This window comes from Haemophilus sputorum CCUG 13788 (genome assembly GCF_000238795.1).
GTDB lineage: Bacteria > Pseudomonadota > Gammaproteobacteria > Enterobacterales > Pasteurellaceae > Haemophilus_A > Haemophilus_A sputorum.
This window is the reverse complement of record NZ_AFNK01000078.1, coordinates 19,635-43,303: the sequence shown is the minus strand read 5'-3', so window position 1 is coordinate 43,303 and position 23,669 is coordinate 19,635. Positions and strand designations below refer to the sequence as shown.

Here is a 23,669-nt window from a genome sequence, read left to right as displayed (position 1 = left end):
AATACGGAAGCTATTATTTGTAAAAAACCTTCTAAAAATAACCGCTTGTAATATTCACTAACGACACGAACTGTCGCTCCCTTCCATATAATTTTTCCATAAAAGAAAGGTTTTACTTCTTATAGCACTCTTAAGCCTTTTTCTAGGGAGTTATAAAAACGACAGAGGAGAAAAATTATGTCAATGAAAGTAACTGATACGCGCGATCCACTTTTTGAGGATGTAAAAAAATTTGTGCAACAAGAAAAATTTACATCTTGTTCACGGATTCAGCGAAAGTTTAGTTTGGGATTTAATCGGGCAGGGAGAATTTTAGATCAACTAGAGGAAGCAGGCGTTATTTCACCAATGAGAAATGGGCAGAGAAAAGTATTATGAAAAATGACTTAAATTATGCAGTGGAACTTATCCGCAAGGCAGACGGCATTTTAATTACAGCTGGTGCGGGTATGAGCGTGGATTCTGGGCTGCCCGATTTCCGCAGCGTTGGCGGATTTTGGAATGCTTATCCAATGTTTAAAGGCCGTAATATCAATTTCCAAGATATTGCGACGCCATTGGCTTATGAAACCCATCAAGAGTTAGCTTATTGGTTTTACGGGCATCGCTTATCGCAATATCGCGCAACAATCCCGCATGATGGCTACCAAATTTTAAAACGTTGGGCAGAAAGCAAACTACATGGTTATTTTGTTTTTACAAGCAATGTGGATGGGCATTTTCAGAAAGCGGGGTTTGAAGAAGGGCGCATTTATGAAGTACATGGCACACTAGAGCGTTTGCAGTGTGTGCATAATTGCCGGGATCTGAGCTGGTCTGCAAAAGAATTTCAACCTGTGGTGGATAATGAAAACTTGCGCTTATTGAGTGAGCCGCCTCGTTGCCCTTATTGTCAGCGTTTAGCAAGACAAAATGTGCTTATGTTTGACGATTATTTTTACAGCAGTAATTATCAAAATTTAAAACGAAATAAGCTCGATTTATGGTTAAAAGAAGTGCAAAATCTCGTCGTCATCGAACTGGGGGCAGGGAAAGCAATTCCAACTGTGCGTCGCTTTTCTGAACGTACGGCAAAAGCAAAAAAGGGCGGATTTATCCGTATTAACCCTCAAGATGCAGGCGTGCCGAAAATGCACTTTTTAAGTCTAGAAATGAAAGCGTTAGATGCGCTAAAAGCGATTGATCGCCTTCTAAATCCTTCTCAACAAGCGGTTGAATAATGGAAAATTTTTGCGAAATTACCTTCTGCCAACAAATTGGCAGTAATAAGCGACACAACCAAGATGCCCTTTTTAATGGCGAGGCGGTGTTTCAATATAAACTCAAAACAGCTGAAAAACGCCTTGAAAACCGACCGCACTTTATTGTGGGCGTGGCAGATGGTATTTCCAATAGCAACCGACCTGAAAAAGCGAGCAAGTTGGCTATGCAATTATTAAGCCAAATAGAAAGCATAAGTCGTCAAACGATCTACGATTTGCAATCCAGTTTATCAGCAGAATTAGCGGAGGATTATTTTGGCTCAGCAACCACTTTTGTAGCAGCAGAGATTGATCAAATAACCCGTAAAGCGAAAATTCTCAGCGTAGGCGACAGTCGTGCTTATTTAATTGATGCACAAGGTAAATGGCAACAAATCACCCAAGATCATTCTATTCTTTCTGAATTGTTAGCTGATTTCCCCAATAAAAAAGAGGAAGATTTCGCCACGATCTATGGCGGCGTTTCTTCTTGTTTAGTCGCCGATTATTCTGAATTTCAAGATAAAATCTTTTATCAGGAAATTGAAATTAAACAAGGAGAAAGTTTATTACTGTGTTCTGACGGATTAACAGATGGTCTTACAGAAGAAGTGAGAGAAAAGATTTGGAAACAATATGATAATGATAAATCTCGATTGACGGTGTGTCGTAAATTAATTGCGAAACAAGGGTTTTATGATGATTTGTCGGTTATAATCTGTGTGTTTTAATTAACCTAAGGAGCCGCTATGGCAAATAATATTAACCAGATAGTTGATTCTTTAATTTCTATCAATCAAGTGATTGAAAATTTTAGATTACAACGTGAAAAAACTGAACTATACGACTCAAATCGTTTTAATCCGTTTCAATTTTTACGAACGGATGAGATGGGATTATCAAAAATTCTTGCATTTTTACTAGATCCGAAAGAAACTCATGGACAAGGAGATTTGTTTTTAAATAGTTTTCTGAAATATATCGAAAAACATAACTTTCTAGCATACGACAAAATTCAGGTGTGTGTTGAAAAAGCAACAAGTGAAAATCGTCGGCATGATATTTTTATTGAGGGATTTTTAAATAATAAACGTCGCTGGATAGTTTCAATTGAAAATAAATTGAGATTTGCCTCTGACCAAGAAGAGCAGCTAAAAGATTATCGAGATGATTTAGAGGGATATAGAGAAGTTGAATACTGTCTTATTTATCTTCCTGTTTTTAAGGAACCTCCTTCCGAAAACTCCATTGAAAAAGATAAATGGGAAGAGCTAATCGGCGCTAAAAAAGCTATCTTACTGTCAGCGAAAGATTTGGTTGATTGGCTAGATAACACATTGATCATAGCACCGGCGGTTAAACAATTTAGTCAGGATTTTAAAAAATTTTTAAGTGAGGAACTTATGGGAAATACTGAAACTAATGATGATTTAGTTAAATATTTAATGAAAAATGAAAATAATGATGCATTACATTCTGCCTTGAGTGTTATCGATTCAAAAGAACAGCTATATGAAAATTTGATAGAGAGGTTAGTTGAACAATTACAAGAACGTTTTGCTTATGATTATAAAAAGTTAAAGAATTACGGCTGGAAATGTGATCTTAATGGAGAAGTAACAGGTAAAGGTTTTGGAATTTACTTTGATGCTGAAGATATTTATTGGGGGGTTGGGGCTGAATTTGATTACGCTAATCTTAGAGGCGGACATTATGGGGTATATTGTCATAAGGATAAATACCCAAAACTATATGATTTACTGAATGAAATTTTTGATAATCCAGATATTAAAGCTCACTTTAATAAAAAAAAATCTTGGGTTATTCGAAAGTATTTTGATGGAAGTCTAAGAAATTGGGATGCAGAAATTCTGAGAAAAATTCCTAATGGAGAATTAGCTGAACAAATTTTTGATTTATGTAAACCTTTATTAGATATCATTACAGATAATCTAGATAAAATAAAAAAGCTGGATATTAAAAAATTCTAACGACACCTTTTGTCGCACCTCTCACTAAAATACTCCTTACTAACCCAGTAAGGAGTATTTTTTATGTCCGAATATAAATTAAACCCACCGACAGTGTCTTCTTATACTGAAAATATGATGCTCAAAATTTTATTTGAGCATAAAGGTTTTTCCGAAGTGTTTCGAGAGAGTAGTTGGCGAAGTGATGAAATTGCCAGTGCGTTTGGGCTGCCTGAAGAATTAGAGAATGATAAAAATCTACGCACGGTTGCTCGTCAGCTTTTAAAAGAGCGTTATAAAACACTTCAAAAATCTACCGCACTTTTATCGGAGTTATGGAAACAAGCTTATGAAAATTTAGCAAGTTTGGCGGAATTTTTGCAGCTGAATCCCGTTGAGCAGGAACTTCTCCGCTTTGCCATGCATTTACGTAGTGAAGGAGCTATGCAGGATTTGTTTGAGTGCTTGCCGAAATCGGATTTACAAAGAACGGCTACGATCATGGCAGATTTACTGAAACAGCCGAAAAATGAGATTCTGTCCGCCTTAAAGAAAGGCAGTAAACTTGATGCTTATGGGCTAATTGAGCGGAATTATCGCCTAGATGGTGTGCAAGATTATTTAGCGTGGGGCGAAACCTTAGATTTTGATGAATTTGTAACACAGCCTCTAAATGAATATGCTCTGTTGAAATCTTGTACAGAAATACCTCAAGTGCCAAGTCTGCAACTGGATGATTTTGTACATATTGCTAGCATGAAAGATATGATGTTGACCTATTTGCAACAAGCACTAAAACATCATCAGAAAGGCGTGAATCTTTTAATTTATGGCGAGCCCGGCACCGGTAAAACCGAATTTGCCGGATTGCTTGCACAAGCATTAGGGATTTCGGCGTATAACATTACTTATATGGATTCTGACGGAGATGTTGTGAAGGCAGAGCAACGCCTGAACTACAGTCGCCTTGCTCAAACGTTATTAAACGGCAAGCAAGCGCTTTTAATTTTTGATGAAATTGAAGATGTGTTTAACGGCTCGCTCATGGAGCGTTCTGTTGCACAAAAAAATAAAGCATGGACAAATCAGTTACTGGAGAATAATAACGTGCCGATGATTTGGCTATCTAATTCTGTTTTTGGCATAGATCCTGCTTTTTTACGTCGCTTTGATTTTATTTTAGAAATGCCTGATTTGCCGTTGAGAAATAAATCGGCACTCATTACGCAGTTGGCCGAGGGAAAATTAAGTCCGGCTTATGTCCAGCATTTTGCTAAAGTGCGGTCATTAACGCCTGCGATTTTAAGCCGCACAATTCGGGTGGCAAAGGAACTCAATACGTCAAATTTTGCTGAGACTTTGCTCATGATGTTTAATCAAACGTTAAAATCGCAAAATAAACCGAAAATCGAACCGCTTGTTTTAGGTAAAGCTGACTATAACTTGGATTATGTGGCTTGTAATGACAATATTCATCGTATAAGTGAAGGGCTAAAACGCTCGAAAAAAGGGCGAATTTGTTGCTATGGTCCACCTGGAACAGGGAAAACCGCTTGGGCAGGTTGGCTTGCCGAGCAGTTAGATATGCCGTTGTTGCTTTGCAAAGGGTCTGATTTGCTCGATCCTTATGTGGGCGGGACAGAACGGAATATCGCACAAGCTTTTGAGCAAGCGAAAGCTGATAATGCATTATTGGTGCTAGATGAAGTGGATACATTCTTATTTTCTCGAGAAGGCGCAAATCGAAGCTGGGAGCGTTCACAAGTAAATGAAATGCTAACGCAAATTGAACGTTTTGAGGGATTGATGGTGGTTTCAACAAACCTGATTGAAGTGCTTGATCCTGCAGCATTACGCCGTTTTGACTTGAAATTGAAGTTTGATTATTTAACGCTGCCACAACGTTTAGATTTTGCTAAACAACAAGCGGAAATTTTAGGGTTGCCGTTGTTATCGGAAGAGGATTTAAGTCAGATTGAATCGCTTAATCTGCTGACGCCTGGTGATTTTGCTGCGGTGGCTCGTCGTCACCAGTTTTCTCCTTTTCAAAAGGTGCAAGATTGGCTGAGCGCATTACAAGGTGAATGTGAAGTGAAACCAGCGTTTTCTGCAACGACAAGGCGGATAGGGTTCTGTTAACCTAAAATAAAACCTCCACAAGCAATTTGTGGAGGTTTTTTTAGCTCATTCTATTGTGTTTTGTTGCTTAGAACGATTCTGTGAAAGTACGTGTAATAACGTCTTGTTGTTGCTCTTTAGTTAAAGAGTTGAAACGCACAGCATAGCCTGAAACACGAATAGTTAATTGTGGGTATTTTTCAGGGTGTTCTACTGCATCTAACAAGGTTTCACGGTTTAACACGTTCACATTTAAGTGCTGACCACCTTCAACCACGGCTTCGTGGTGGAAGTAACCGTCCATTAAACCTGCAAGGTTACGTTTTTGTGCTTCATAATCTTTACCTAATGCATTTGGTACGATAGAGAAGGTATAAGAGATACCATCTTTCGCGTAAGCAAATGGCAATTTAGCAACAGAAGTTAATGAAGCCACAGCACCTTTTTGGTCACGTCCGTGCATTGGGTTTGCACCAGGACCAAATGGTGCACCTGCACGGCGTCCATCTGGGGTGTTACCAGTTTTTTTACCATAAACCACGTTAGAGGTAATGGTAAGCACAGATTGTGTTGGGGTTGCGTTGCGATATGTTTTGTGCGTTTGGATTTTTTTCATGAAACGCTCAACTAAATCAACCGCAATATCGTCTACACGGTTATCATTGTTACCGAATTGTGGGTATTCGCCTTCAATTTCGAAGTCGGTTGCCACATTTTTCGCTACACCAAGCACTTCGCCTTTTTTGTTTTTGATTTCAATATCGCTACGAATTGGTTTTACTTTCGCATATTTAATTGCTGAAAGTGAGTCTGCTGCCACAGAAAGTCCCGCGATACCACAAGCCATAGTGCGGAATACGTCACGGTCATGGAATGCCATTAACGCAGCTTCATATGCATATTTATCATGCATGAAGTGGATAATATTCAATGCAGTCACATATTGGGTTGCTAACCAATCCATGAAGTGATCCATTTTTTCCATTACTTCATCGTAATCTAAGTATTCGCTTGAAATTGGATCAGTTTTTGGACCAACTTGGTCGCCTGATTTTTCATCTACACCACCATTGATCGCGTATAACAAGGTTTTCGCTAAGTTTGCACGCGCACCAAAGAATTGCATTTGTTTACCTACCACCATTGGCGATACGCAACATGCGATTGCATAGTCATCGTTGTTGAAGTCTGGACGCATTAAGTCATCGTTTTCGTATTGAACTGATGAGGTATCAATAGAAACTTTAGCCGCATAGTGTTTAAAGCCTGCTGGAAGCTGTTCAGACCAAAGAATGGTTAAGTTAGGCTCAGGCGATGGACCCATGGTGTATAGGGTGTTTAGAATACGGAAGCTGGTTTTGGTTACCAAAGTACGGCCGTCTAAACCCATACCTGCTAAGGTTTCAGTTGCCCACATTGGGTCGCCAGAGAAGAGTTGATCGTATTCAGGTGTACGTAAGAAACGTACCATACGTAATTTCATTACTAAGTGGTCGATTAACTCTTGAGCTTCAGTTTCGGTAATTTTGCCTGCTTTTAAATCACGCTCGATATAAATATCTAAGAATGAAGAAACACGACCGAATGACATTGCTGCACCATTTTGTGATTTCACCGCAGCAAGGTAAGCAAAATATACCCATTGTACTGCTTCTTGTGCAGTTTCAGCTGGACGAGAAACGTCAAAGCCATAGCTTGCCGCCATCTCTTTAATTTGACCTAAAGCTCGGTGTTGTTCAGCAATTTCTTCACGTAATTGAATGGTTGCTTGAATATCTTCGCCCGCTTCTAAGCGTGGTTGTAATGAAGCAAACTGACGTTGTTTGTCTTTCATTAAGAAATCTGCACCATAAATCGCTAAACGACGATAGTCACCGATAATACGACCACGACCGTAAGCATCTGGTAAACCAGTAATTACGCCTGAACGACGGCAACGAAGAATGTCTGGTGTATAAACATCAAACACACCTTGGTTGTGGGTTTTACGGTATTCAGTGAAGATTTTTTCTACTTCAGGGTTTAATTCGCGACGGTAAACTTGGCAAGAGCCTTTTACCATGTTGATCCCACCAAATGGCATAATTGCACGTTTTAATGGTGCATCAGTTTGAAGACCAACGATTTTTTCAAGCGCTTGGTCGATATAGCCCGGTTTGTGTGAGGTAATGGTAGATGGAATATCGCAATCGATGTCATACGGTTCGTGCGTTTTATTCTCAACTTTGATTTTTTCCATTACTTCTTCCCATAATTTAGTGGTAGCAGGAGTTGCACCAGCTAAGAAAGACTCATCGCCTTCATATGGGGTATAGTTTTTTTGGATAAAATCTCGAACGTTTACTTCAGTTTGCCAGTCGCCACCGACAAAACCGGCCCAGGCTTTTTGTTGGGCATCTGTGAGTTGAGTCATTTTATAAAGTCCTCTGTATGTTATTTCCAAAATGGGTGATGCTAAGCATCGGAGTTTGTAAAATCTTATTCTTTTTTGACCGCTTATGTTTATTTAAAGCGGATATTTTTTCTTCAAAGTATCAAATAACTGGTCGTATTCGGTGTTATCACGTTTTAATTTTTGATTTATTTTCATCGCTTTTACGCTTGGTTTTTTTACAAATCCATTATTCTCAACCGCTTTTTCAATATCTAGTTTATTTTGGATAAAGAGCGTTCTCAATCTGTTAACTTGGGGATCTTTTATCTGTAAGCTATTCATCTTTTGAATTTGCTTGCTATCAATTTCCTTAAGCCATTTAAGTGCGCTTTTTTTTGCTTTATCGCCAGTTAGATGTCCATTTTCAGTAAGGAAATTACGTGATTCATCAATGAATTCGTTATCTAAAGTTTCTGCCATTTTTGCAAATTGGGCAAATTCTTGTTTTGCTGTAGCAGAGCTATCAGCTTTAGGGCTACTACATGCACTGACAATCAATGCCAGAAAAATCATTCGAAGTAATTTCATTTTTAATGCTCCCTAATATGTAAAAACCATTGGACTAAGCCAATAAAGAATACTCCACCGACAATGTTACCAAGGGTAACTGGAATAAGGTTTTTCACGATAAAATGAGATAAATCTAAGTCAGCATAAGTTGCAGGGTCAACGCCAATTGCAGCCCAAAATGAAGGTTCGGCACCTTGTGCAATCGCAATACCCATTGGAATCATAAACATATTGGCAACACAGTGCTCAAAGCCTGAAGAAACGAATAAAGCAATGGGTAAAATCATGATAAAGGCTTTATCAGTTAATGACTTACCAGCATTTGCCATCCATACTGCGACACAAACCATGATGTTACAAAGAATACCAAGCGTGAAAGCTTCCATCCATGTATGATGGATTTTATGTTGGGCAGTTTTTAAGATAGTGAGTCCCCATTGCCCATTGGCAGCCATAATTTGTCCAGCAAACCAAATGAGTGCAACCACGCTTAATCCGCCAATAAAATTGCCGCCATAAACAACAAGCCAGTTTTTAAACATTTGACCCCATGTAATGCGGTGAGTTGCTTTAGCAACGGCTGTTAGGGTAGAAGAAGTAAAAAGTTCAGCGCCAAAAACGACACACATCGTTACGCCGAGTGAAAAGACGGTGCCGCCAATCAGTTTGGCAACGCCCCATGGTATATCTGCACTGCCCGTTTGAGTGGTTGTATAGAAAACAAAGGCAAGCGCAATAAATCCTCCGGCAACAATGGCTGAAATAAAAGAATAGAGCTGATGTTTAGTGGCTTTATACACTGCGCCATCTTCTGTAATTTTTGCCATTTCAGCAGGAGAAAACATAGGCATTCCTTAATTTTAGATTTAAATAATAATTAAAGTTTGTCAGAATTATAGACCTCTTAAGAGGTGGAGCAAACTTATTTCTTACTCAATTTTGGTTAAATTGGAAAAAAAGATTGATTCACATCAAAATTAAACAAAATAGCAAAATTACATTAAAGAATTGATACAGTAATTTAACAAATTTATCACAAAGATCTCCGTATGACTGATTACCTTCTCGCTTTTTTTGGCTTTTTTTCTTCAAATGAAAATCAGTGGTTGTTCTTGTTTTTAAGTGCTTTTTTAAGTGCGACAGTTTTGCCTGGCAATTCTGAAATTGTATTTAGTGCATTAGCTTCAAAATCGATCTATGCCCATGAATCTTTTTGGCATGCTGAGTTGTGGTTATTAGTGTTAGTGGCAACAGTTGGAAATAGTTTAGGTAGTATTGTGACTTATGCGATGGGAATGCTTGCGCCAAAGCCAATAAATAGTCAAAAGAGATTGGTTAAGTGGGCGTTAGAGAAGAGTGAAAAATATGGCGTATATGTCCTGCTACTGAGCTGGTTGCCATTTGTAGGTGATATTTTATGTGCTATTGCAGGCTGGTTACGTTTTCCCGCTGTGGCTAGTGTCATTTTTATTACTATTGGCAAATTTTGCCGTTATTTAATTTTATTAGTTAGCCTGTACCCACTTTTAAAATATGTGGTCGGTTAAATATGCAAGCGGTCATATTTCGCAAAAATTTTGCAGAATATGACCGCTTGTTAGATTATAATATTATAAGCTACGTAACGCTGCGATACGTTTTTCTAACGGCGGATGGCTCATAAAAAGTTCTTTTGTTTTTGGTGCATTGATCATAAATGCAGCTAAAGAACCTTCAAGTTGTTGCGGCTCATGAATGCGTTGTAAGCGTTCTAGTGCCGCAATCATTTTTTCTTTTCCGACTAATTGTGCAGAACCGGCATCAGCACGGAATTCACGATAACGTGAGAACCACATTGCGATCATGGTCGCAATCACGCCAAAGACCATTTGTAACACAATATCAACCACCCAGAAAACTAAAGCGTTTTGGCTTGAGTTACCGTTTTCATCACGAGAGCTAGAAGCTGCGGTAGAAATAATGCGCGATAAGAAAAGCACAAAGGTGTTAAGCACGCCTTGTAATAAGGTCATGGTAACCATATCGCCGTTGGCAATATGAGAGATTTCATGCGCAATAACCGCTTCTGCTTCCGCTTCTGTCATGTTATTTAATAAGCCTGTGCTGACTGCCACTAAAGAATTGCTTTTCGTTGCACCGGTTGCAAAAGCATTAACATCCGCTGAGTGATAAATCGCAATATCTGGTATTGGAATATTAGCTTGCTGTGCTTGGCGTTGCACGGTGTTAAATAACCATTGTTCTGTTTGTGTGCGTGGTGTAGTAATAATTTCTGCACCCACAGAGCGTAATGCCATAGTTTTTGACAAAAATAGTGAAATCAAGGAGCCTGCGAAACCAAAGACAGCAGACATCACTAAAATACCTGCGGTGCTTCCACCTTGAATGCCAGTGACTTTAAAAATAATTTGTAGCACGATGTTCAATACAAACATCACTGCTAAGTTCATCAACAAAAATAAAATGACACGTTTTGCCATTATTGAATTCTCCAAAAAAAGAAAAGTAAAAAAACTTGCCTTATAATGAGGCAAATTTGCGTAATTTCAAGCGTTAGACGCCGATTATTCCCATAAATTTAATTGATGAGTAATTTTTTTATTTGGTAAATGCACGTTTAAGCCAATTAAACGAATTTTACGTTTGGCGCGCCGCTCCCATATTTGTTCTAGCAAGGTAAGAAAACGCGCTAATGTAAGCCCATTCATGGTTCTTTCTAAAGTGGTTTGGCTGAAATCATCAAATTTGAGTTTAATGCCTAATTTCTTAAATTCGCTAAGAGGAATATCTTTACAATTTCTATTTAATCGTTGTTTAAGGGTCTCAAATTGTTGGCTAACAATGTTTTTTGCCTCATCTAGATTATCTATTGGCGTGATTAATGTATTTTCAACTGCAACAGATTTTCTTGGGCGATTGGGCTCAATTGAACGGTTGTCAATGCCGTGGCTAAATGCCCATAACCGTTGCCCGAATTTACCAAAGGTTTTGTAAATTAACGCTTGGTCAGATTGTTGAATATCTGCACAAGTCTGTAATCCGAGCTGTGTTAATTTTTCTTGTGTGACTTTGCCGACGCCAGGAATCTTTTTCAGCGGTAATTGATGAATAAAGTCAGCCACTTTTTCAGGGGGAATAACAAAAATACCGTTTGGTTTGTTTTGGTCAGATGCAATTTTGGCTAAAAATTTTAAAGGCGCTACGCCAGCAGAGGCAGTCAGTTGTAATTCTTGCGCAATCGCTTGCCGGATCGCTTCTGCAATCCAGGTGGCAGAGCCTGAGCAGTGTGCGCTATCCGTTACATCTAAAAAAGCTTCATCAAGTGAAAGCGGTTCAATAATGTCGGTATAGTGGCGAAAAATTTGATGAATTTGTGCTGAAACGCTTTTGTAATAAGCCATATTAACAGGGCGTAAAATTAAGTTTGGGCAGCGTTTAAGGGCTTGTGCAGTTGGCATGGCGCTGTGTAAGCCAAATTTTCTTGCCTCATAATTACAAGTGGTCAGCACGCCGTGTTGATAAACATCGCTACCTACTGCCACAGGTTTGCCAACGAGCGAAGGATCATCACGCATTTCAATGGCGGCATAAAAGCAATCCATATCAATGTGGATAATTTTACGCTGATAATTTTGCAAATTTGCCATAAAATAAGACCGCTTGTAATATGAAAAAATGTATGAAAAAACAGTGTTATTTTAATCACGGAATAGGAAAGGTCAAGTGTTATTGGAGGGCGTATGTTATTTGGATTAGCGATGGTTTTTATCCCGCTTGTATTGGGATATTTTTTTAAAGTTTCACAACCCCGCATCATGCGTTGGGTGGATCGCGTTGTGAGCGCTTGTTTGTATATTATTTTATTAGTGATTGGGATTTCACTGGGGCAGTTAGATGATCTTGGTAGCAAATTACCATTGATTGGGCATACGGCATTTGGATTGAGTATCACTATTCTAAGTTGCAATATTATCGGTATTGGGCTTTATGATAAGTTTTTCCCGATGGTGAGGACAGAAAATCAAAACGGTGAAAAACCTTCTCACTGGCGAATGTTATGGGATTCGTTTCGTTTAATTGGAACGACTGCATTGGGTGCTTTAGTTGGATATTGGACGAAAGGATGGCTTGCTTTTCCAATGGGCACTAGCACTTATGCGGTAATGCTGATGGTGTTTGGGGTTGGTATTCAGCTGCGTAATAGTGGTATTCCACTTAGACAGGTCTTTTTCAATCAGCGAGGCATTTATACGGCGCTCATTTTTATGGTAACTAGCTTGCTTGGTGGGGCATTAGCGGCATGTTATTTAGACTTACCTGTGATGAAGGGCATGGCATTTGCTTCAGCTTTTGGTTGGTATTCGCTTTCTAGCGTGTTGGTTTATGATGCTTGGGGCGCGGTTGATGGTAGTATCGCTTTTTTCAATGACATTTCCCGCGAGATCGTTTGTCTATTTTTAATTCCATTATTGATGCCGCGTTTGCCTTCAACGGCTATCGGGCTAGGTGGCGCAACTTCATTAGATTGTATGCTACCTGTTATTCAAAAATCAGGTGGAACGCAAATGGTACCACTTTCAATTAGTTTTGGGTTTATCACGAATTTACTTCCGCCGATTTTATTGAGTTTATTTATCCATTTAGCGAGTTAAACAAAAGGGCGCTTCTGATAGCGCCCTGTTTTTATCTTATTCTTTTTGTGCGTTATAGGCTTCTAACGCTCTTAAAGAATAGGTATAAGCTGCCCCTGCATTTAACGCGATTGACATTGCTAATGCTGCTGCCACTTCTTCTTCCGTTGCGCCAGCTTTTACCGCTTCTTCTGCATGTACGCCGATACAGCTTTCACAACGCGTTGTAACTGCAACCGCAAGCGCGATAAGCTCGCGCGTTTTTGCATCTAATACATTGCCTTCAGCTGCTGCTGCGCCTAGTGCTTGGTAAGCTTGTAACATTTTAGGGTGTTTTTTACCGAGTGCGCCAAAAGATTTTTTAACATGGGCAACATCGTTTTTCCAATCTGCAAACATAATATTTTTCTCCATTGTATGCGTAATTTATGCGTTTATTTTAAGTAAATTTGGCTATAATAATTGCCAAATTCACTCATTTTTTATTATGGAACGCTCAAAATGGACTATTTAGATAAATTGATACAACTGGCTCAAATTCAAGGTGAGATTAATATTCGTTGCTTGTTTCAAGGCGACTGGCAGATTCAGCATAGTGAGGTTTATGAAACTCAAGGGCTATTCCATTTAATCGAACAGGGGAGTTGTTGGTTAAGTATTGGGAATCAATGTTTTGAATTAGAAGCGGGCGATCTTTTTTTCTTACCTCAACATCAGCAACATGCGTTAGGAACACAAGATACTGAATTAAGCTTGGTCAAAACGGCAAAAGCAGGGCATTTTACCGTGCATCAAATTGGCCAGAGTTCGCCCGATTTTAAAATGTTTTGCGGACGATTTTATTATCAAAAAGAAGCGTTGCTTATTAGTGCCTTGCCAGATTATTTGCACATTCGGTTAAAAGATACGCCAATTTTTCCGTTAATCGAACTGTTTTTACAAGAAGCTAATCATGCAAATATGGGCTCAAAATCGGTCATTGATGCACTTTCAAACATTCTTTTTATTTATATTTTGCGTTATGTTGCTGGGCAAGGCGAATTAAACCAAGGGATTTTGTTTGCTTTAAAGAATAAACGGCTTAATCAAGCGTTAATGGCTATTTTACAAACACCTGAATCAGCTTGGCGAGTGGAAGAGTTAGCCGAGCTATCGAATATGTCGCGCGCTAATTTTTGTCGTGTATTTCAGCAGCAACTGGGTTTACCACCAGCAAAATTTTTAACAAAAATTCGGTTGCAACAAGCTGCTTATTTACTGAAGAGCACGCAAAAAAGTGTATTGGAAATTGCATTAGCCGTTGGTTATCAAACGGAAGCGCATTTTTCTAAAGCGTTTAAAAGTGCTTATCAGCTTTCACCGAGCCAATATCGTAAATAACGAATGTTGATTTCTGTGATCTATTTCACATTCTTTTCACAAATATAACATTAGAATAACGGCATCATTCACACAAAAGGAGAAAAGAATGAGCACACTCAAAATGTATATCAATGGTGAATTTGTAGAATCTAGAAGCGGTAATACTTTTGAAGTATTTAACCCAGCCACTGAAGAAGTCATTGCTGTAGTGACTAAAGGAACAGCAGAAGATGCAAGAGCGGCAATTGATTATGCTGAACAGGCACAACTGGCTTGGGAAAAATTACCTGCAATTGAACGTGCAGGCTATTTACGTAAAATTGCTTCAGGCATTCGCGAAAGATCAGAAGAAATTGCACGTACCATTTCAGCTGAAATGGGTAAAGTTTTACCGCTTGCCCGCGTTGAAGTTAACTTTACTGCAGACTATATGGATTATATGGCAGAATGGGCGCGCCGTTATGAAGGCGAAATCGTCCAAAGTGACCGCCCAAATGAGCATATTTTTATCTACAAAAAACCTATTGGTGTAACAACCGGTATTTTACCGTGGAACTTCCCGTTCTTTTTAATTGCTCGCAAAATGGCGCCAGCGTTGGTTACGGGGAATACTATTGTGGTAAAACCAAGTGTGGATTCACCAATTAACGCAGTTTTATTTTCTGAAATTGTTCATCAAGTGGGTTTACCAAAAGGTGTGTTCAACGTTGTTCATGGCTCTGGTGGCGAAATTGGTTATGAGCTTTCAGCCAATCCAAAAGTTGGCTTGGTTTCATTAACAGGAAGTGAGCCAGCTGGTCGTAAAGTCATGGAAGCGGCAAGCCAAAACATTACTAAAGTCAACCTTGAATTAGGCGGAAAAGCGCCTGCGATTGTATTTGCAGATGCTGATTTAGATTTAGCCGCGAAAGCGATTGTTGCCTCTCGTGTGATTAACAGCGGGCAGGTGTGTAACTGTGCAGAACGTATTTATGTTCAACGTGAAGTAAAAGAAGCCTTTACTGAAAAATTAGTGGAGCTGATGAAAAAAGTTCGCTTTGGTGATCCATTAGCAGATGAGAGTTTAGACATGGGACCAATGGTGAATCTGCAAGGTCAACAACATGCTCAAAAAATGGTAGATGAAGCCATTAAAGCGGGTGGTAAGCTCTTGCTTGGTGGTAAAGCTGTTCAAGGTAAAGGGCATTATTTTGAGCCAACGGTCATTGCTGATGTGAGCAACGATATGGCGATTTTACGTGAAGAAATTTTCGCACCAGTGATTCCAGTGGCTACCTTTGATACAGTTGATGAGGTAATTCAATTAGCGAATGATTGTGAATATGGCTTAACTTCTTCGGTTTATACGCAAAACATCAATAAAGCAATGAAAGTAATTTCTCGCTTAAAATTTGGTGAAACCTATGTTAACCGTGAAAACTTTGAAGCAATGCAAGGCTTCCACGCTGGTTGGCGCAAATCAGGTATTGGTGGCGCAGACGGTAAACATGGTTTAGAAGAGTACCTCCAAACTCACGTGGTTTATCTCCAATACGATCAAGAGATTAACTAATAGTGACAAGCGGTCAGATTTCGTAAAGGTTTTGCAAAATCTGATCGCTTGTAAAAAATTGCCCCGTGATGGTTTTCATCACGGGGCAAATGTTTTTAGCACAGGCTTGTTAATTAGCCTTTATATTTTTGGAAAATTAAGGTCGCGTTAGTACCGCCGAAACCGAAGCTGTTTGACATAACAGTAGTTAATGCTTTGTCTTGACGTTCAGTCACGATATTTAAGCCTTTTGCTTGTTCATCTAATTCTTCAATGTTGATGCTTGGTGCGATGAAATCGTTATCTAACATTAACAATGAGTAGATTGCTTCGTGCGCGCCTGCTGCACCTAAAGAGTGACCTGTCATTGATTTGGTTGATGAAATCGCAGGAGATTTGTCACCAAATACATTTTTAATTGCGCCAAGCTCTTTTACATCGCCTACTGGTGTTGATGTACCGTGTACGTTGATGTATTCCACTTCGCCGTTTACGGTTGCTAACGCTTGTTTCATGCAACGCTCTGCACCTTCACCGCTTGGTGCTACCATGTCATAACCGTCTGAAGTTGCGCCATAGCCTACGATTTCTGCATAGATTTTCGCACCACGGGCTAAAGCGTGTTCTAATTCTTCAACCACGACTACAGCACCACCACCAGCGATAACGAAACCGTCACGGTTCGCATCATAAGCACGGCTTGCTTTGGTTGGTGTGTCATTATATTTAGTTGATACCGCGCCCATTGCATCAAATTCGGTAGCACATTCCCAAGAAAGTTCTTCTGCGCCGCCTGCAAAGACGATATCTTGCTTACCTAATTGGATAAGTTCCATCGCATGACCGATACAGTGTGCAGAGGTTGCACAAGCTGAGCTGATAGAATAGTTCACACCACGAATTTTGTAAGGTGTAGCTAAACAAGCAGAAACACTTGATGCCATGGTTTTGGTTACTGCATAAGGGCCAATCGCTTTCACGCCACGTGGGCCACGCACTGCATCACACGCCACTAATTGGCTATGTGCTGAACCTGTACCTGCACCAATGACTAAGCCGGTACGATCGTTTGAAACTTGATCTTCAGTTAAGCCTGAATCTTCAATCGCTTCTTTCATTGAAAGGTAAGCATAAGCGGCTGCATCACCCATGAAGCGATAAACTTTACGGTCGATAAGTTCAGCTGGGTTTAATTTAATGGTGCCGGCAACTTGGCTACGCATACCGACTTCAGCAAATTCTGGTACGAATTCAATACCTGATTTACCCGCTTTTAATGACGCTAAAACTTCTTCTTTGTTGTTACCAATACTTGAGATAACACCTAAACCAGTGATTACAACACGTTTCATTCTGATTTTTCCTTTTTAATGTGAAAACGATTTAAATTGCGTTCAGCTTACACTTGTTCGCTGATATAAGCTAGAGAAACTTAAATATAATACACTATTTTATTAGTGGTCTGAACAGTGTAGCAAAAACAAGCGCGCTGATCCGAGCTGTTTTTTTACATAATGGAACAAGTGCTTACCGAAATGAAGGCTTTACTTTTGGAGTGAAAATGCTTAAATTGGGCGCATTTTGATTCGTTTAAGGAAGGTGCATGAAAACTCGCGATCTCTTATTGCCTTATAAAAGTGCGGTTTCGCCATTTTCAGCCCAATTAGCCTTTGCTATAGAACGAGTCGAAGCGTTAAATCAATATCGAATCAAACGCGCTTTTGCCGCGAACCAACCTTATTATCGTCATGTTTTCCAACTGATCCCGATTCTGATTCATCTTAATGAACCAGAGTTACCGGGGTATGTGGAAAATGCCCCAGCTGGGATTGCGCACTTTTCTCCTAATCACTATCAACAGCGGTTTATTACTGCGTTATTGCCACAAGCCAAATTAGCAAAACATTTAGAAAAAACTACCGCTTTCGATGCTCTCTATTCAATGGGCAGTACGGGGTCGATTACACAAACACAATATTCCGATTTGGATTTATGGCTTTGTTATCCTGAACATTTAAGTGCAGAACAGCTTCAGCTGATGGAGCAAAAAATTGCACGTCTTTGCGCTTGGGCAAAAGGTTTTGATGTTGATGTAACTATCTATTTAATGAATCCTGCGCGCTTTAGTGCCCATTTAGATCAGCATAGTGTCAGTGAAGAGCATAGTGGTTCAGCACAGCATTTTTTCTTATTAGATGAGTTTTATCGCTCCGCCATTCGCCTTGCTGGTAAGCGTTTACTTTGGTTACATTTAACCGATGAACAATACCAACAACGCCATCATTTGTCAGAAATTGATATGCAGGCGTGGGTAGATTTTGGTGATTTTTCTGCGCTTTCCACCGCTGAATTTTTTGGTGCCAGTTTATGGCAGCTTTATAAGGGAATTGATAATCCATATAAATCCGCCATTAAAATTGTCTTGTTAGAAAGCTATGCGCATAACTATCCACAAACTGTACTGATTTCTAAATCATTCAAGCAAAAATGGTTAAGTAAAACGGAAGTGCGTTATCACTTTGACCCATATTTGGCTATGTTAGATCAGGTCAGTGAATATTTAATTGAGCGTAAAGAGTTCGTACGTTTAAATCGAATTCGTCAATGCTTTTATTTAAAAGCAATGGAAGGTGAAAATGAAGAGAACTGGCGTACTTATCAACTGCAACAATTAGCAAAAAGTTGGGAGTGGGATGAAGAAGAGCTTGAAATCCTTAATCAGCGAGCCAGTTGGAAAACGAAGCAAGTGAAAGTACACCATCAAATGCTGGTGGATTTATTGCTACAAAGTTATCGGAACTTAATTCAATTTGCGCGTAAATTTCATATTGATCCAAGTATTATGGCAAACGATATTGATATTTTAATGCGCAAACTTTACTCAGTGTTTGAAGTATTGCCGGGTAAAGTGACTTTGCTAAATCCGAGAATTTCTCAGAATTTGGCGGAGAAAAATCTTACCTTTATTGAAGGTCGGGAAGGCTCAATGATGAGGCCGGGTTGGTATTTGCTGAATCAAGCACCTAGCTCAGAGTATGAGAATCCCGATCGCTTTGTCGAGTATCAAAAAGATCTCACAAAATTAGTTGCATGGGCATATTTTAATGGCATTTTGACGGCAGAAAGTCGTTTGCATGTTGTCAGCCGCCATGTAAGTTTGCTGAATTTCCGTCAATTCATTACAGATTTACGCATTTCTTTTCCAACCAAAGGGCCTATTGTCGGTAATGAAGAACTATTGCACCCGAATGAGATTCGTCATTTAATCTTTGCGGTGAATTTGACGGTTGATCCGACCGAACATATTAAGACAGAACGTATTCGCAAAATTACCCAAGCGGATTTATTCAATTTTGCGGGTGGGGAAGCGCAGTTGATTGGCAGTGTGGATATTATTTATCGTAATATGTGGAATGAAATCCGCACGCAGCACGTAGAAGGTAAAGAAGCCTTACTTAAGGCGTTAAAATTCCTGTCGAATAAAATCTACCGTGGTTCAGCGCCACCGCAATCAGTTAATGTGTTCTGTTATAGCAAAAAATTGCGTTTGGAATTACGAGAATCTATTGCGGAACTGGTGGATCGTTGTATTAGTATTCACACGGGAACTATTTACGATAAAACGATTATCGAAGTGCAAGTTGAGCAAGAAAAACATTGGGGATTTATTTTTGAAGAAGCGCCATTTGCTCTGTTTTGTTTGCCACAAGCGGTCGATTTAGGCGAAGATTTTGCAAAAAGTGAACGCGATGAAAATGCCGTATATAAAACCCGTTATCCCAAAGTGATTAACGATTTTGCCAGCGAAGGCTTTTTGCAGTTCTTCTTTGAAGATAATGCTAACGGACTGTTTAATGTTTATATTCTTGATGAACAAAATAAGCTAGAAAGTTATTTCAATTGCTTGGGAAGCAAAGAAGAAAAAGTCAAAGAAATCAATCGTTTCTATGCCAAAAAAGAGGAGCGGGAATGGGGAGAGCGGTTTAATTTTCCGCAGTATTATCAGCTTATTGAATTAAGCGATAATGTTCAGATTGTGCCTTTTCAAAGCAAACAGCATCGGGAATATCAACAACGTAAACAACAATAAAAAGCGTGATTTAGCAAAATCACGCTTTTTGCATTTAGGATTAAGCGTTAGTTAAATCGACATCTTTAGTCTCTTTTGATGCCCAAAGCGCTAAGAATGTGATGACAGCGTTGATTGCTAAATAAATACCTACTCCTAAAACACCGTAGTTGGCATTGATTTTAATTGCGAAGGTTGCCGCCACGGTTGCTCCAACAATAGATGCAAAGTTATAAGCAAGAGAGGCGCCTGAATAACGTACTTCTGTTGGGAAAAGCTCCGGTAATAATGCCGCCATTGGTCCGAAAGTGAAGCCCATTAACGCCATACCAATAATTAAGAATAAGAACATAGAAGTTGGCGTGCCGTTTGATAAGAATAATGGCATTGCTAAACCGAAGATTCCCATCGCAAAGGTAACCCATAATAAGAATTTACGGCGACCAATTTTATCTGCGTATAAACCAGAAATGCTGGTGAAAATAGCAAATACAATTGCACTTAAGAGTAATAAGCCAGTAAAGGTGTTAGGTGCAATACCTAATCCCATTGGGTGGCCTGCTTCAGAAAGTGTGGCAGGTGTGCGAGAGTAAACCTGTGCAAAAGCAGTCATGATATAGAACAACACATAAGTTGCTGTCATGATGAATGTACCTAAAATCAATGGTTTTAAGTGATGACGGAATACGGCACTTACTGGTGCTTTTTGTGTTTTACCTTGTTGTTCTGCTTCACGGAAAACATGGCTTTCATGTAAGGTTAAACGTACCCATAAACCAACCATAACCAATATGATCGAAGAGATAAATGGAATACGCCACGCCCATTGTACTAAGGCTTCATGACCAAAGCTGTAACTGACTAAGAAGAAGGCGCCATTTGCCACAAATAAGCCGATTGGCGCACCTAATTGTGGGAAAGTACCGTACCATGCGCGTTTTCCTTCTGGTGCGTTTTCTGTGGCAACTAATGCCGCACCACCCCATTCACCGCCTAAACCTAAGCCTTGACCGATACGGCATAAGCAAAGTAGGACTGGCGCCCAAATACCAATTGTTTCATAGTTAGGCAATAAACCGATCATTACGGTTGAGCCACCCATCAATAATAAGGAAGCTACTAAGGTTTTTTTACGACCGATTTTATCACCGAAGTGACCGAATAATGCAGAACCAATTGGACGCGCAAAAAATGCAAGCGCAAGTGTTGAAAGCGAAAGGAGCTCATCAGAAACAGGGTCGCCACTTTTAAAAAATTGGGTATTGAATACTAATACTGCAGCTGCGGCATAAATATAATAGTCAAAGAATTCGATTGCTGTTCCTACCATTGAGGCAAGCGCAACCTTCTTGGGATCGTTACGAAGTTGAGTTGTCATTTAATTTCTCTTGTAAAATAAATAAAAGTAGCAAAATCCTAACATGTTAAAATGCTAAGAGCAACGCGAGGATTGCTCTTACAAGCGGTGGGATTTTTATAAAATCTTGCAAATTTAATTGTTTTTAGTTTGTTGTGCTGATTTTATGAGAAAGATTGATGGGCGTATCTTGCCGAATGAGATTGTGAAACAAAATAATTTTTTTTGAAGAGAAGTGAAGATTTTTTCTGAAAGAAAGAGAAATTCGGTTGCTTTGACAATTTTTTGTTCAGTTTAAGAAAAACAAGAAATTATCGCAGCAACCGTTTAGGAAAAGCAATTAGTACAATACGCGCGCTTTGATGGTGCCATCAATTGCTTTTAGCTGTTCAAGCGCTGCGTGTGCATCATCTAATTCTACATCAATGACCACATAACCGATTTTCGGATCGGTTTGTAAGAATTGTGATGCAATGTTTACGTTTAAGTCCACAAACACTTGGTTGATTTTGTTTAAGATACCTGGGCGGTTTTCGTGAATGTGTAATAAACGTTTCGCTTTGGTGTGTACAGGCAGAGAAACTTCTGGGAAGTTAACGGCTGATAAGGTTGAACCGTTATCAGAGTATTTCACAAATTTATTTGCGACTTCAGTCCCAATGTTAGCTTGCGCTTCTGCTGTTGAGCCACCAATGTGCGGGGTTAAAATCACGTTATCGAATTGACGTAATGGAGATTCAAACGGATCGTTAATTGAAGCCGGTTCTTCAGGGAAAACGTCAATAGCTGCACCACGTAAGCTGCCATCAGCTAAACGTGCTGCCAGTGCATCAATATCAACGACCGTACCACGTGCGGCATTGATTAAAACAGCCCCTTCTTTTAATTGGCCAATGCGTTCTTTGTTCATTAAATTTTTCGTTGAATCATTTTCAGGCACGTGTAAAGAGATCACATCGCAACTAGAAAGCAACTCTTCAAGGCTTGCAACTTGCTGTGCATTACCTAGCGGAAGTTTGTTTTCAATATCGTAGAAGTAAACATTCATCCCTAGTGATTCTGCAATCACGCTTAATTGAGAACCGATATGACCGTAGCCGATAATGCCTAATTTTTTGTTACGCACTTCGTTTGCGCCGCTAGCAGATTTATTCCACACACCGCGATGAACTTCCATATTCGCTTTTGCCACTTGACGCATGAGTAAAATAATTTCGCCAAGCACTAATTCTGCTACAGAGCGAGTATTTGAGAACGGCGCATTAAAAACCGGAATCCCGCGTTGTTTTGCGGCTGCTAAATCAACTTGGTTTGTTCCAATACAGAAACAGCCGATAGCAACTAATTTAGGCGCTTTTTCTAACACTTCTTTAGTTAAGTGAGTGCGCGAACGTAAACCAATAAAGTGTGCATCTTTGATTGCTTCGATTAACGCTTCACCGTCTAAGGCTTTTTTATAATAATCAATGTTGGTGTAGCCAGCAGCATGAAGCACGTCTAATGCATTTTGGTGCACGCCTTCAAAGAGAACGAATTTAATTTTAGATTTATCTAAAGAAACTTTTTCGAGCATGGTGATTCCTTATGTAATGGATTATTGGTAATGGGAGGATACCTCTTTTTTACCATTAAGTGTGAGAAAATTCACAGATAAAATGTAATGCGTTATGACCAAATGTACTGAAATAAGAAAGCGGTGCGATTTTGCAAAACTTTGACTAAAATCCACCGCTTGTCATTATTCAATAATTTTTGCCCCTTTAGGCGTGCCAACAATGGTCACATTGGCAAAACGTTGTGCAAAAATACCATTTGTGACGACCCCAGCAATATTATTGATGGTGTGTTCCATTTTGAGTGGCTCAAGAATTTCGAAATGATGTACATCTAAAATGACATTGCCGTTATCGGTTACTACACCTTCGCGGTATTCTGGAGAACCGCCTAATTTAACGAGTTCACGAGCAACGTAAGAGCGCGCCATTGGAATCACTTCTACTGGAAGCGGGAAAGTCGAGCCTAACACATTGACCTGTTTAGAACCATCAACAATACAAACGAATTTTTTCGCTAAAGCACTTACGATTTTTTCACGAGTTAATGCAGCACCACCGCCTTTAATCATCGCACCTTGTGGGGTGATTTCATCTGCCCCATCAATATAAACATCGAGCTCAGTTACTTCATTGGCGTTAAATACTTCAATCCCGTGTGAGCGTAAACGTTCTTCAGAAGCCTTAGAAGCCGCTACTGCACCTTTAATTTTATCTTTCATTGAAGCTAGTTCATCAATAAAGCAATTGACTGTCGAACCGCTGCCAACACCAACAATGGTATCAGGAGTGACAAATGCAAGCGCAGCTTTTGCCGCAATTTTTTTCATTTCTTGTTGAGTCATTTTTTATTCCTTGAGTAAAAAAACAAGCGGTCATTTTTGCTCATTTTT

Annotated in this window: 20 protein-coding genes; 10 read left to right on the top strand and 10 right to left on the bottom strand. The window is 39.5% G+C overall.

What is annotated here, in order from left to right:
* The first annotated feature begins 177 nt into the window (after window positions 1-177).
* From HSP_RS0109360 to HSP_RS0109340, 5 genes are all read left to right on the top strand, one after another.
* Entirely contained in the window at window positions 178-378 is a 201-nt protein-coding gene (locus HSP_RS0109360) for a DNA translocase FtsK (RefSeq protein ID WP_007526313.1), read from the top strand.
* Window positions 375-1,220 (top strand): SIR2 family NAD-dependent protein deacylase, encoded by an 846-nt coding sequence (locus HSP_RS0109355; RefSeq protein ID WP_007526327.1) that lies wholly within the window; start codon window positions 375-377, stop codon window positions 1,218-1,220. The genes HSP_RS0109360 and HSP_RS0109355 overlap by 4 nt, the downstream gene beginning before the upstream one ends.
* The gene (locus HSP_RS0109350; RefSeq protein WP_007526300.1) at window positions 1,220-1,972 is read left to right on the top strand and encodes a PP2C family protein-serine/threonine phosphatase; all 753 of its coding nucleotides are present in this window, start codon (window positions 1,220-1,222) and stop codon (window positions 1,970-1,972) included. Before HSP_RS0109355 ends, HSP_RS0109350 begins: the two co-directional genes overlap by 1 nt.
* An 18-nt stretch (window positions 1,973-1,990) precedes the next feature.
* Complete coding sequence (locus HSP_RS0109345) at window positions 1,991-3,232, top strand: PD-(D/E)XK nuclease family protein (RefSeq protein WP_007526341.1); 1,242 nt, start codon at window positions 1,991-1,993, stop codon at window positions 3,230-3,232.
* Between the two features lie 63 nt (window positions 3,233-3,295).
* Complete coding sequence (locus HSP_RS0109340; RefSeq protein WP_010129952.1) at window positions 3,296-5,350, top strand: ATP-binding protein; 2,055 nt, start codon at window positions 3,296-3,298, stop codon at window positions 5,348-5,350.
* A 67-nt stretch (window positions 5,351-5,417) separates the two neighbouring features.
* Here the strand turns inward: HSP_RS0109340 and pflB are convergent, their stop codons facing one another.
* The 3 genes from pflB to focA all read right to left on the bottom strand — a co-directional run bounded on the left by pflB (window position 5,418) and on the right by focA (window position 9,118).
* Window positions 5,418-7,742: a formate C-acetyltransferase gene (gene pflB, locus HSP_RS0109335; protein ID WP_007526284.1), complete on the bottom strand. Its 2,325-nt coding sequence runs from the start codon at window positions 7,740-7,742 to the stop codon at window positions 5,418-5,420.
* 93 nt (window positions 7,743-7,835) lie between these two features.
* Window positions 7,836-8,291: a hypothetical protein gene (locus tag HSP_RS0109330; protein WP_007526382.1), complete on the bottom strand. Its 456-nt coding sequence runs from the start codon at window positions 8,289-8,291 to the stop codon at window positions 7,836-7,838.
* A gap of 2 nt (window positions 8,292-8,293) precedes the next feature.
* Complete coding sequence (focA, locus tag HSP_RS0109325; protein WP_007526377.1) at window positions 8,294-9,118, bottom strand: formate transporter FocA; 825 nt, start codon at window positions 9,116-9,118, stop codon at window positions 8,294-8,296.
* Window positions 9,119-9,322: 204 nt separating this feature from the next.
* Here focA and HSP_RS0109320 point away from each other — a divergent pair, with 204 nt between their 5' ends.
* Window positions 9,323-9,820 carry a YqaA family protein gene (locus tag HSP_RS0109320; protein ID WP_007526304.1) on the top strand — a complete coding sequence of 166 codons (498 nt, stop codon included), beginning with the start codon at window positions 9,323-9,325 and terminating at the stop codon, window positions 9,818-9,820.
* Between the two features lie 63 nt (window positions 9,821-9,883).
* On the opposite strand, the gene htpX is transcribed toward HSP_RS0109320, so the two are convergent.
* Window positions 9,884-10,753: a protease HtpX gene (gene htpX, locus HSP_RS0109315; RefSeq protein ID WP_007526321.1), complete on the bottom strand. Its 870-nt coding sequence runs from the start codon at window positions 10,751-10,753 to the stop codon at window positions 9,884-9,886.
* Window positions 10,754-10,837: 84 nt separating this feature from the next.
* Window positions 10,838-11,920 (bottom strand): DNA polymerase IV, encoded by a 1,083-nt coding sequence (gene dinB, locus HSP_RS0109310; RefSeq protein ID WP_007526409.1) that lies wholly within the window; start codon window positions 11,918-11,920, stop codon window positions 10,838-10,840.
* A 93-nt stretch (window positions 11,921-12,013) separates the two neighbouring features.
* Between dinB and HSP_RS0109305 the strand changes: the two genes are divergently transcribed.
* The gene (locus tag HSP_RS0109305) at window positions 12,014-12,925 is read left to right on the top strand and encodes a LysO family transporter (protein ID WP_007526419.1); all 912 of its coding nucleotides are present in this window, start codon (window positions 12,014-12,016) and stop codon (window positions 12,923-12,925) included.
* Window positions 12,926-12,961: 36 nt separating this feature from the next.
* Here HSP_RS0109305 and HSP_RS0109300 read toward each other — a convergent pair whose 3' ends face one another.
* The gene (locus tag HSP_RS0109300) at window positions 12,962-13,303 is read right to left on the bottom strand and encodes a carboxymuconolactone decarboxylase family protein (RefSeq protein ID WP_007526339.1); all 342 of its coding nucleotides are present in this window, start codon (window positions 13,301-13,303) and stop codon (window positions 12,962-12,964) included.
* A gap of 102 nt (window positions 13,304-13,405) precedes the next feature.
* On the opposite strand from HSP_RS0109300, the gene HSP_RS0109295 reads away from it, so the two are divergent.
* Together HSP_RS0109295 and aldA are read left to right on the top strand one after the other, a co-directional pair.
* Window positions 13,406-14,284 carry a cupin domain-containing protein gene (locus HSP_RS0109295; protein WP_007526336.1) on the top strand — a complete coding sequence of 293 codons (879 nt, stop codon included), beginning with the start codon at window positions 13,406-13,408 and terminating at the stop codon, window positions 14,282-14,284.
* 88 nt (window positions 14,285-14,372) lie between these two features.
* Complete coding sequence (gene aldA / locus HSP_RS0109290; protein ID WP_007526342.1) at window positions 14,373-15,818, top strand: aldehyde dehydrogenase; 1,446 nt, start codon at window positions 14,373-14,375, stop codon at window positions 15,816-15,818.
* Window positions 15,819-15,931: 113 nt separating this feature from the next.
* Here the strand turns inward: aldA and fabB are convergent, their stop codons facing one another.
* Window positions 15,932-17,149: a beta-ketoacyl-ACP synthase I gene (gene fabB, locus HSP_RS0109285; RefSeq protein ID WP_007526292.1), complete on the bottom strand. Its 1,218-nt coding sequence runs from the start codon at window positions 17,147-17,149 to the stop codon at window positions 15,932-15,934.
* Between the two features lie 251 nt (window positions 17,150-17,400).
* On the opposite strand from fabB, the gene HSP_RS0109280 reads away from it, so the two are divergent.
* Window positions 17,401-19,887 (top strand): class I adenylate cyclase, encoded by a 2,487-nt coding sequence (locus HSP_RS0109280; RefSeq protein ID WP_007526302.1) that lies wholly within the window; start codon window positions 17,401-17,403, stop codon window positions 19,885-19,887.
* A gap of 40 nt (window positions 19,888-19,927) precedes the next feature.
* Here the strand turns inward: HSP_RS0109280 and HSP_RS0109275 are convergent, their stop codons facing one another.
* From HSP_RS0109275 to rpiA, 3 genes are all read right to left on the bottom strand, one after another.
* Window positions 19,928-21,244 carry an MFS transporter gene (locus HSP_RS0109275; protein WP_007526325.1) on the bottom strand — a complete coding sequence of 439 codons (1,317 nt, stop codon included), beginning with the start codon at window positions 21,242-21,244 and terminating at the stop codon, window positions 19,928-19,930.
* 319 nt (window positions 21,245-21,563) lie between these two features.
* On the bottom strand, window positions 21,564-22,796 hold the full coding sequence (gene serA, locus HSP_RS0109270) for a phosphoglycerate dehydrogenase (RefSeq protein WP_007526285.1): 1,233 nt from the start codon (window positions 22,794-22,796) through the stop codon (window positions 21,564-21,566).
* Between the two features lie 165 nt (window positions 22,797-22,961).
* Window positions 22,962-23,621: a ribose-5-phosphate isomerase RpiA gene (gene rpiA, locus HSP_RS0109265; protein ID WP_007526411.1), complete on the bottom strand. Its 660-nt coding sequence runs from the start codon at window positions 23,619-23,621 to the stop codon at window positions 22,962-22,964.
* Window positions 23,622-23,669: the final 48 nt, after the last annotated feature.

What these genes read in the sequence shown, in the direction of transcription:
- htpX (WP_007526321.1), bottom strand. Translation starts at nt 10,753, where the DNA reads ATGGCAAAACGTGTCATTTTATTTTTGTTGATGAACTTAGCAGTGATG.
- serA (WP_007526285.1), bottom strand. Translation starts at nt 22,796, where the DNA reads ATGCTCGAAAAAGTTTCTTTAGATAAATCTAAAATTAAATTCGTTCTC.
- dinB (WP_007526409.1), bottom strand. Translation starts at nt 11,920, where the DNA reads ATGGCAAATTTGCAAAATTATCAGCGTAAAATTATCCACATTGATATG.
- HSP_RS0109300 (WP_007526339.1), bottom strand. Translation starts at nt 13,303, where the DNA reads ATGTTTGCAGATTGGAAAAACGATGTTGCCCATGTTAAAAAATCTTTT.
- HSP_RS0109305 (WP_007526419.1), top strand. Translation starts at nt 12,014, where the DNA reads ATGTTATTTGGATTAGCGATGGTTTTTATCCCGCTTGTATTGGGATAT.
- HSP_RS0109320 (WP_007526304.1), top strand. Translation starts at nt 9,323, where the DNA reads ATGACTGATTACCTTCTCGCTTTTTTTGGCTTTTTTTCTTCAAATGAA.
- HSP_RS0109350 (WP_007526300.1), top strand. Translation starts at nt 1,220, where the DNA reads ATGGAAAATTTTTGCGAAATTACCTTCTGCCAACAAATTGGCAGTAAT.
- HSP_RS0109360 (WP_007526313.1), top strand. Translation starts at nt 178, where the DNA reads ATGTCAATGAAAGTAACTGATACGCGCGATCCACTTTTTGAGGATGTA.
- HSP_RS0109280 (WP_007526302.1), top strand. Translation starts at nt 17,401, where the DNA reads ATGAAAACTCGCGATCTCTTATTGCCTTATAAAAGTGCGGTTTCGCCA.
- HSP_RS0109355 (WP_007526327.1), top strand. Translation starts at nt 375, where the DNA reads ATGAAAAATGACTTAAATTATGCAGTGGAACTTATCCGCAAGGCAGAC.
- HSP_RS0109275 (WP_007526325.1), bottom strand. Translation starts at nt 21,244, where the DNA reads ATGACAACTCAACTTCGTAACGATCCCAAGAAGGTTGCGCTTGCCTCA.
- fabB (WP_007526292.1), bottom strand. Translation starts at nt 17,149, where the DNA reads ATGAAACGTGTTGTAATCACTGGTTTAGGTGTTATCTCAAGTATTGGT.
- aldA (WP_007526342.1), top strand. Translation starts at nt 14,373, where the DNA reads ATGAGCACACTCAAAATGTATATCAATGGTGAATTTGTAGAATCTAGA.
- HSP_RS0109330 (WP_007526382.1), bottom strand. Translation starts at nt 8,291, where the DNA reads ATGAAATTACTTCGAATGATTTTTCTGGCATTGATTGTCAGTGCATGT.
- HSP_RS0109295 (WP_007526336.1), top strand. Translation starts at nt 13,406, where the DNA reads ATGGACTATTTAGATAAATTGATACAACTGGCTCAAATTCAAGGTGAG.
- rpiA (WP_007526411.1), bottom strand. Translation starts at nt 23,621, where the DNA reads ATGACTCAACAAGAAATGAAAAAAATTGCGGCAAAAGCTGCGCTTGCA.
- HSP_RS0109340 (WP_010129952.1), top strand. Translation starts at nt 3,296, where the DNA reads ATGTCCGAATATAAATTAAACCCACCGACAGTGTCTTCTTATACTGAA.
- HSP_RS0109345 (WP_007526341.1), top strand. Translation starts at nt 1,991, where the DNA reads ATGGCAAATAATATTAACCAGATAGTTGATTCTTTAATTTCTATCAAT.
- focA (WP_007526377.1), bottom strand. Translation starts at nt 9,118, where the DNA reads ATGTTTTCTCCTGCTGAAATGGCAAAAATTACAGAAGATGGCGCAGTG.
- pflB (WP_007526284.1), bottom strand. Translation starts at nt 7,742, where the DNA reads ATGACTCAACTCACAGATGCCCAACAAAAAGCCTGGGCCGGTTTTGTC.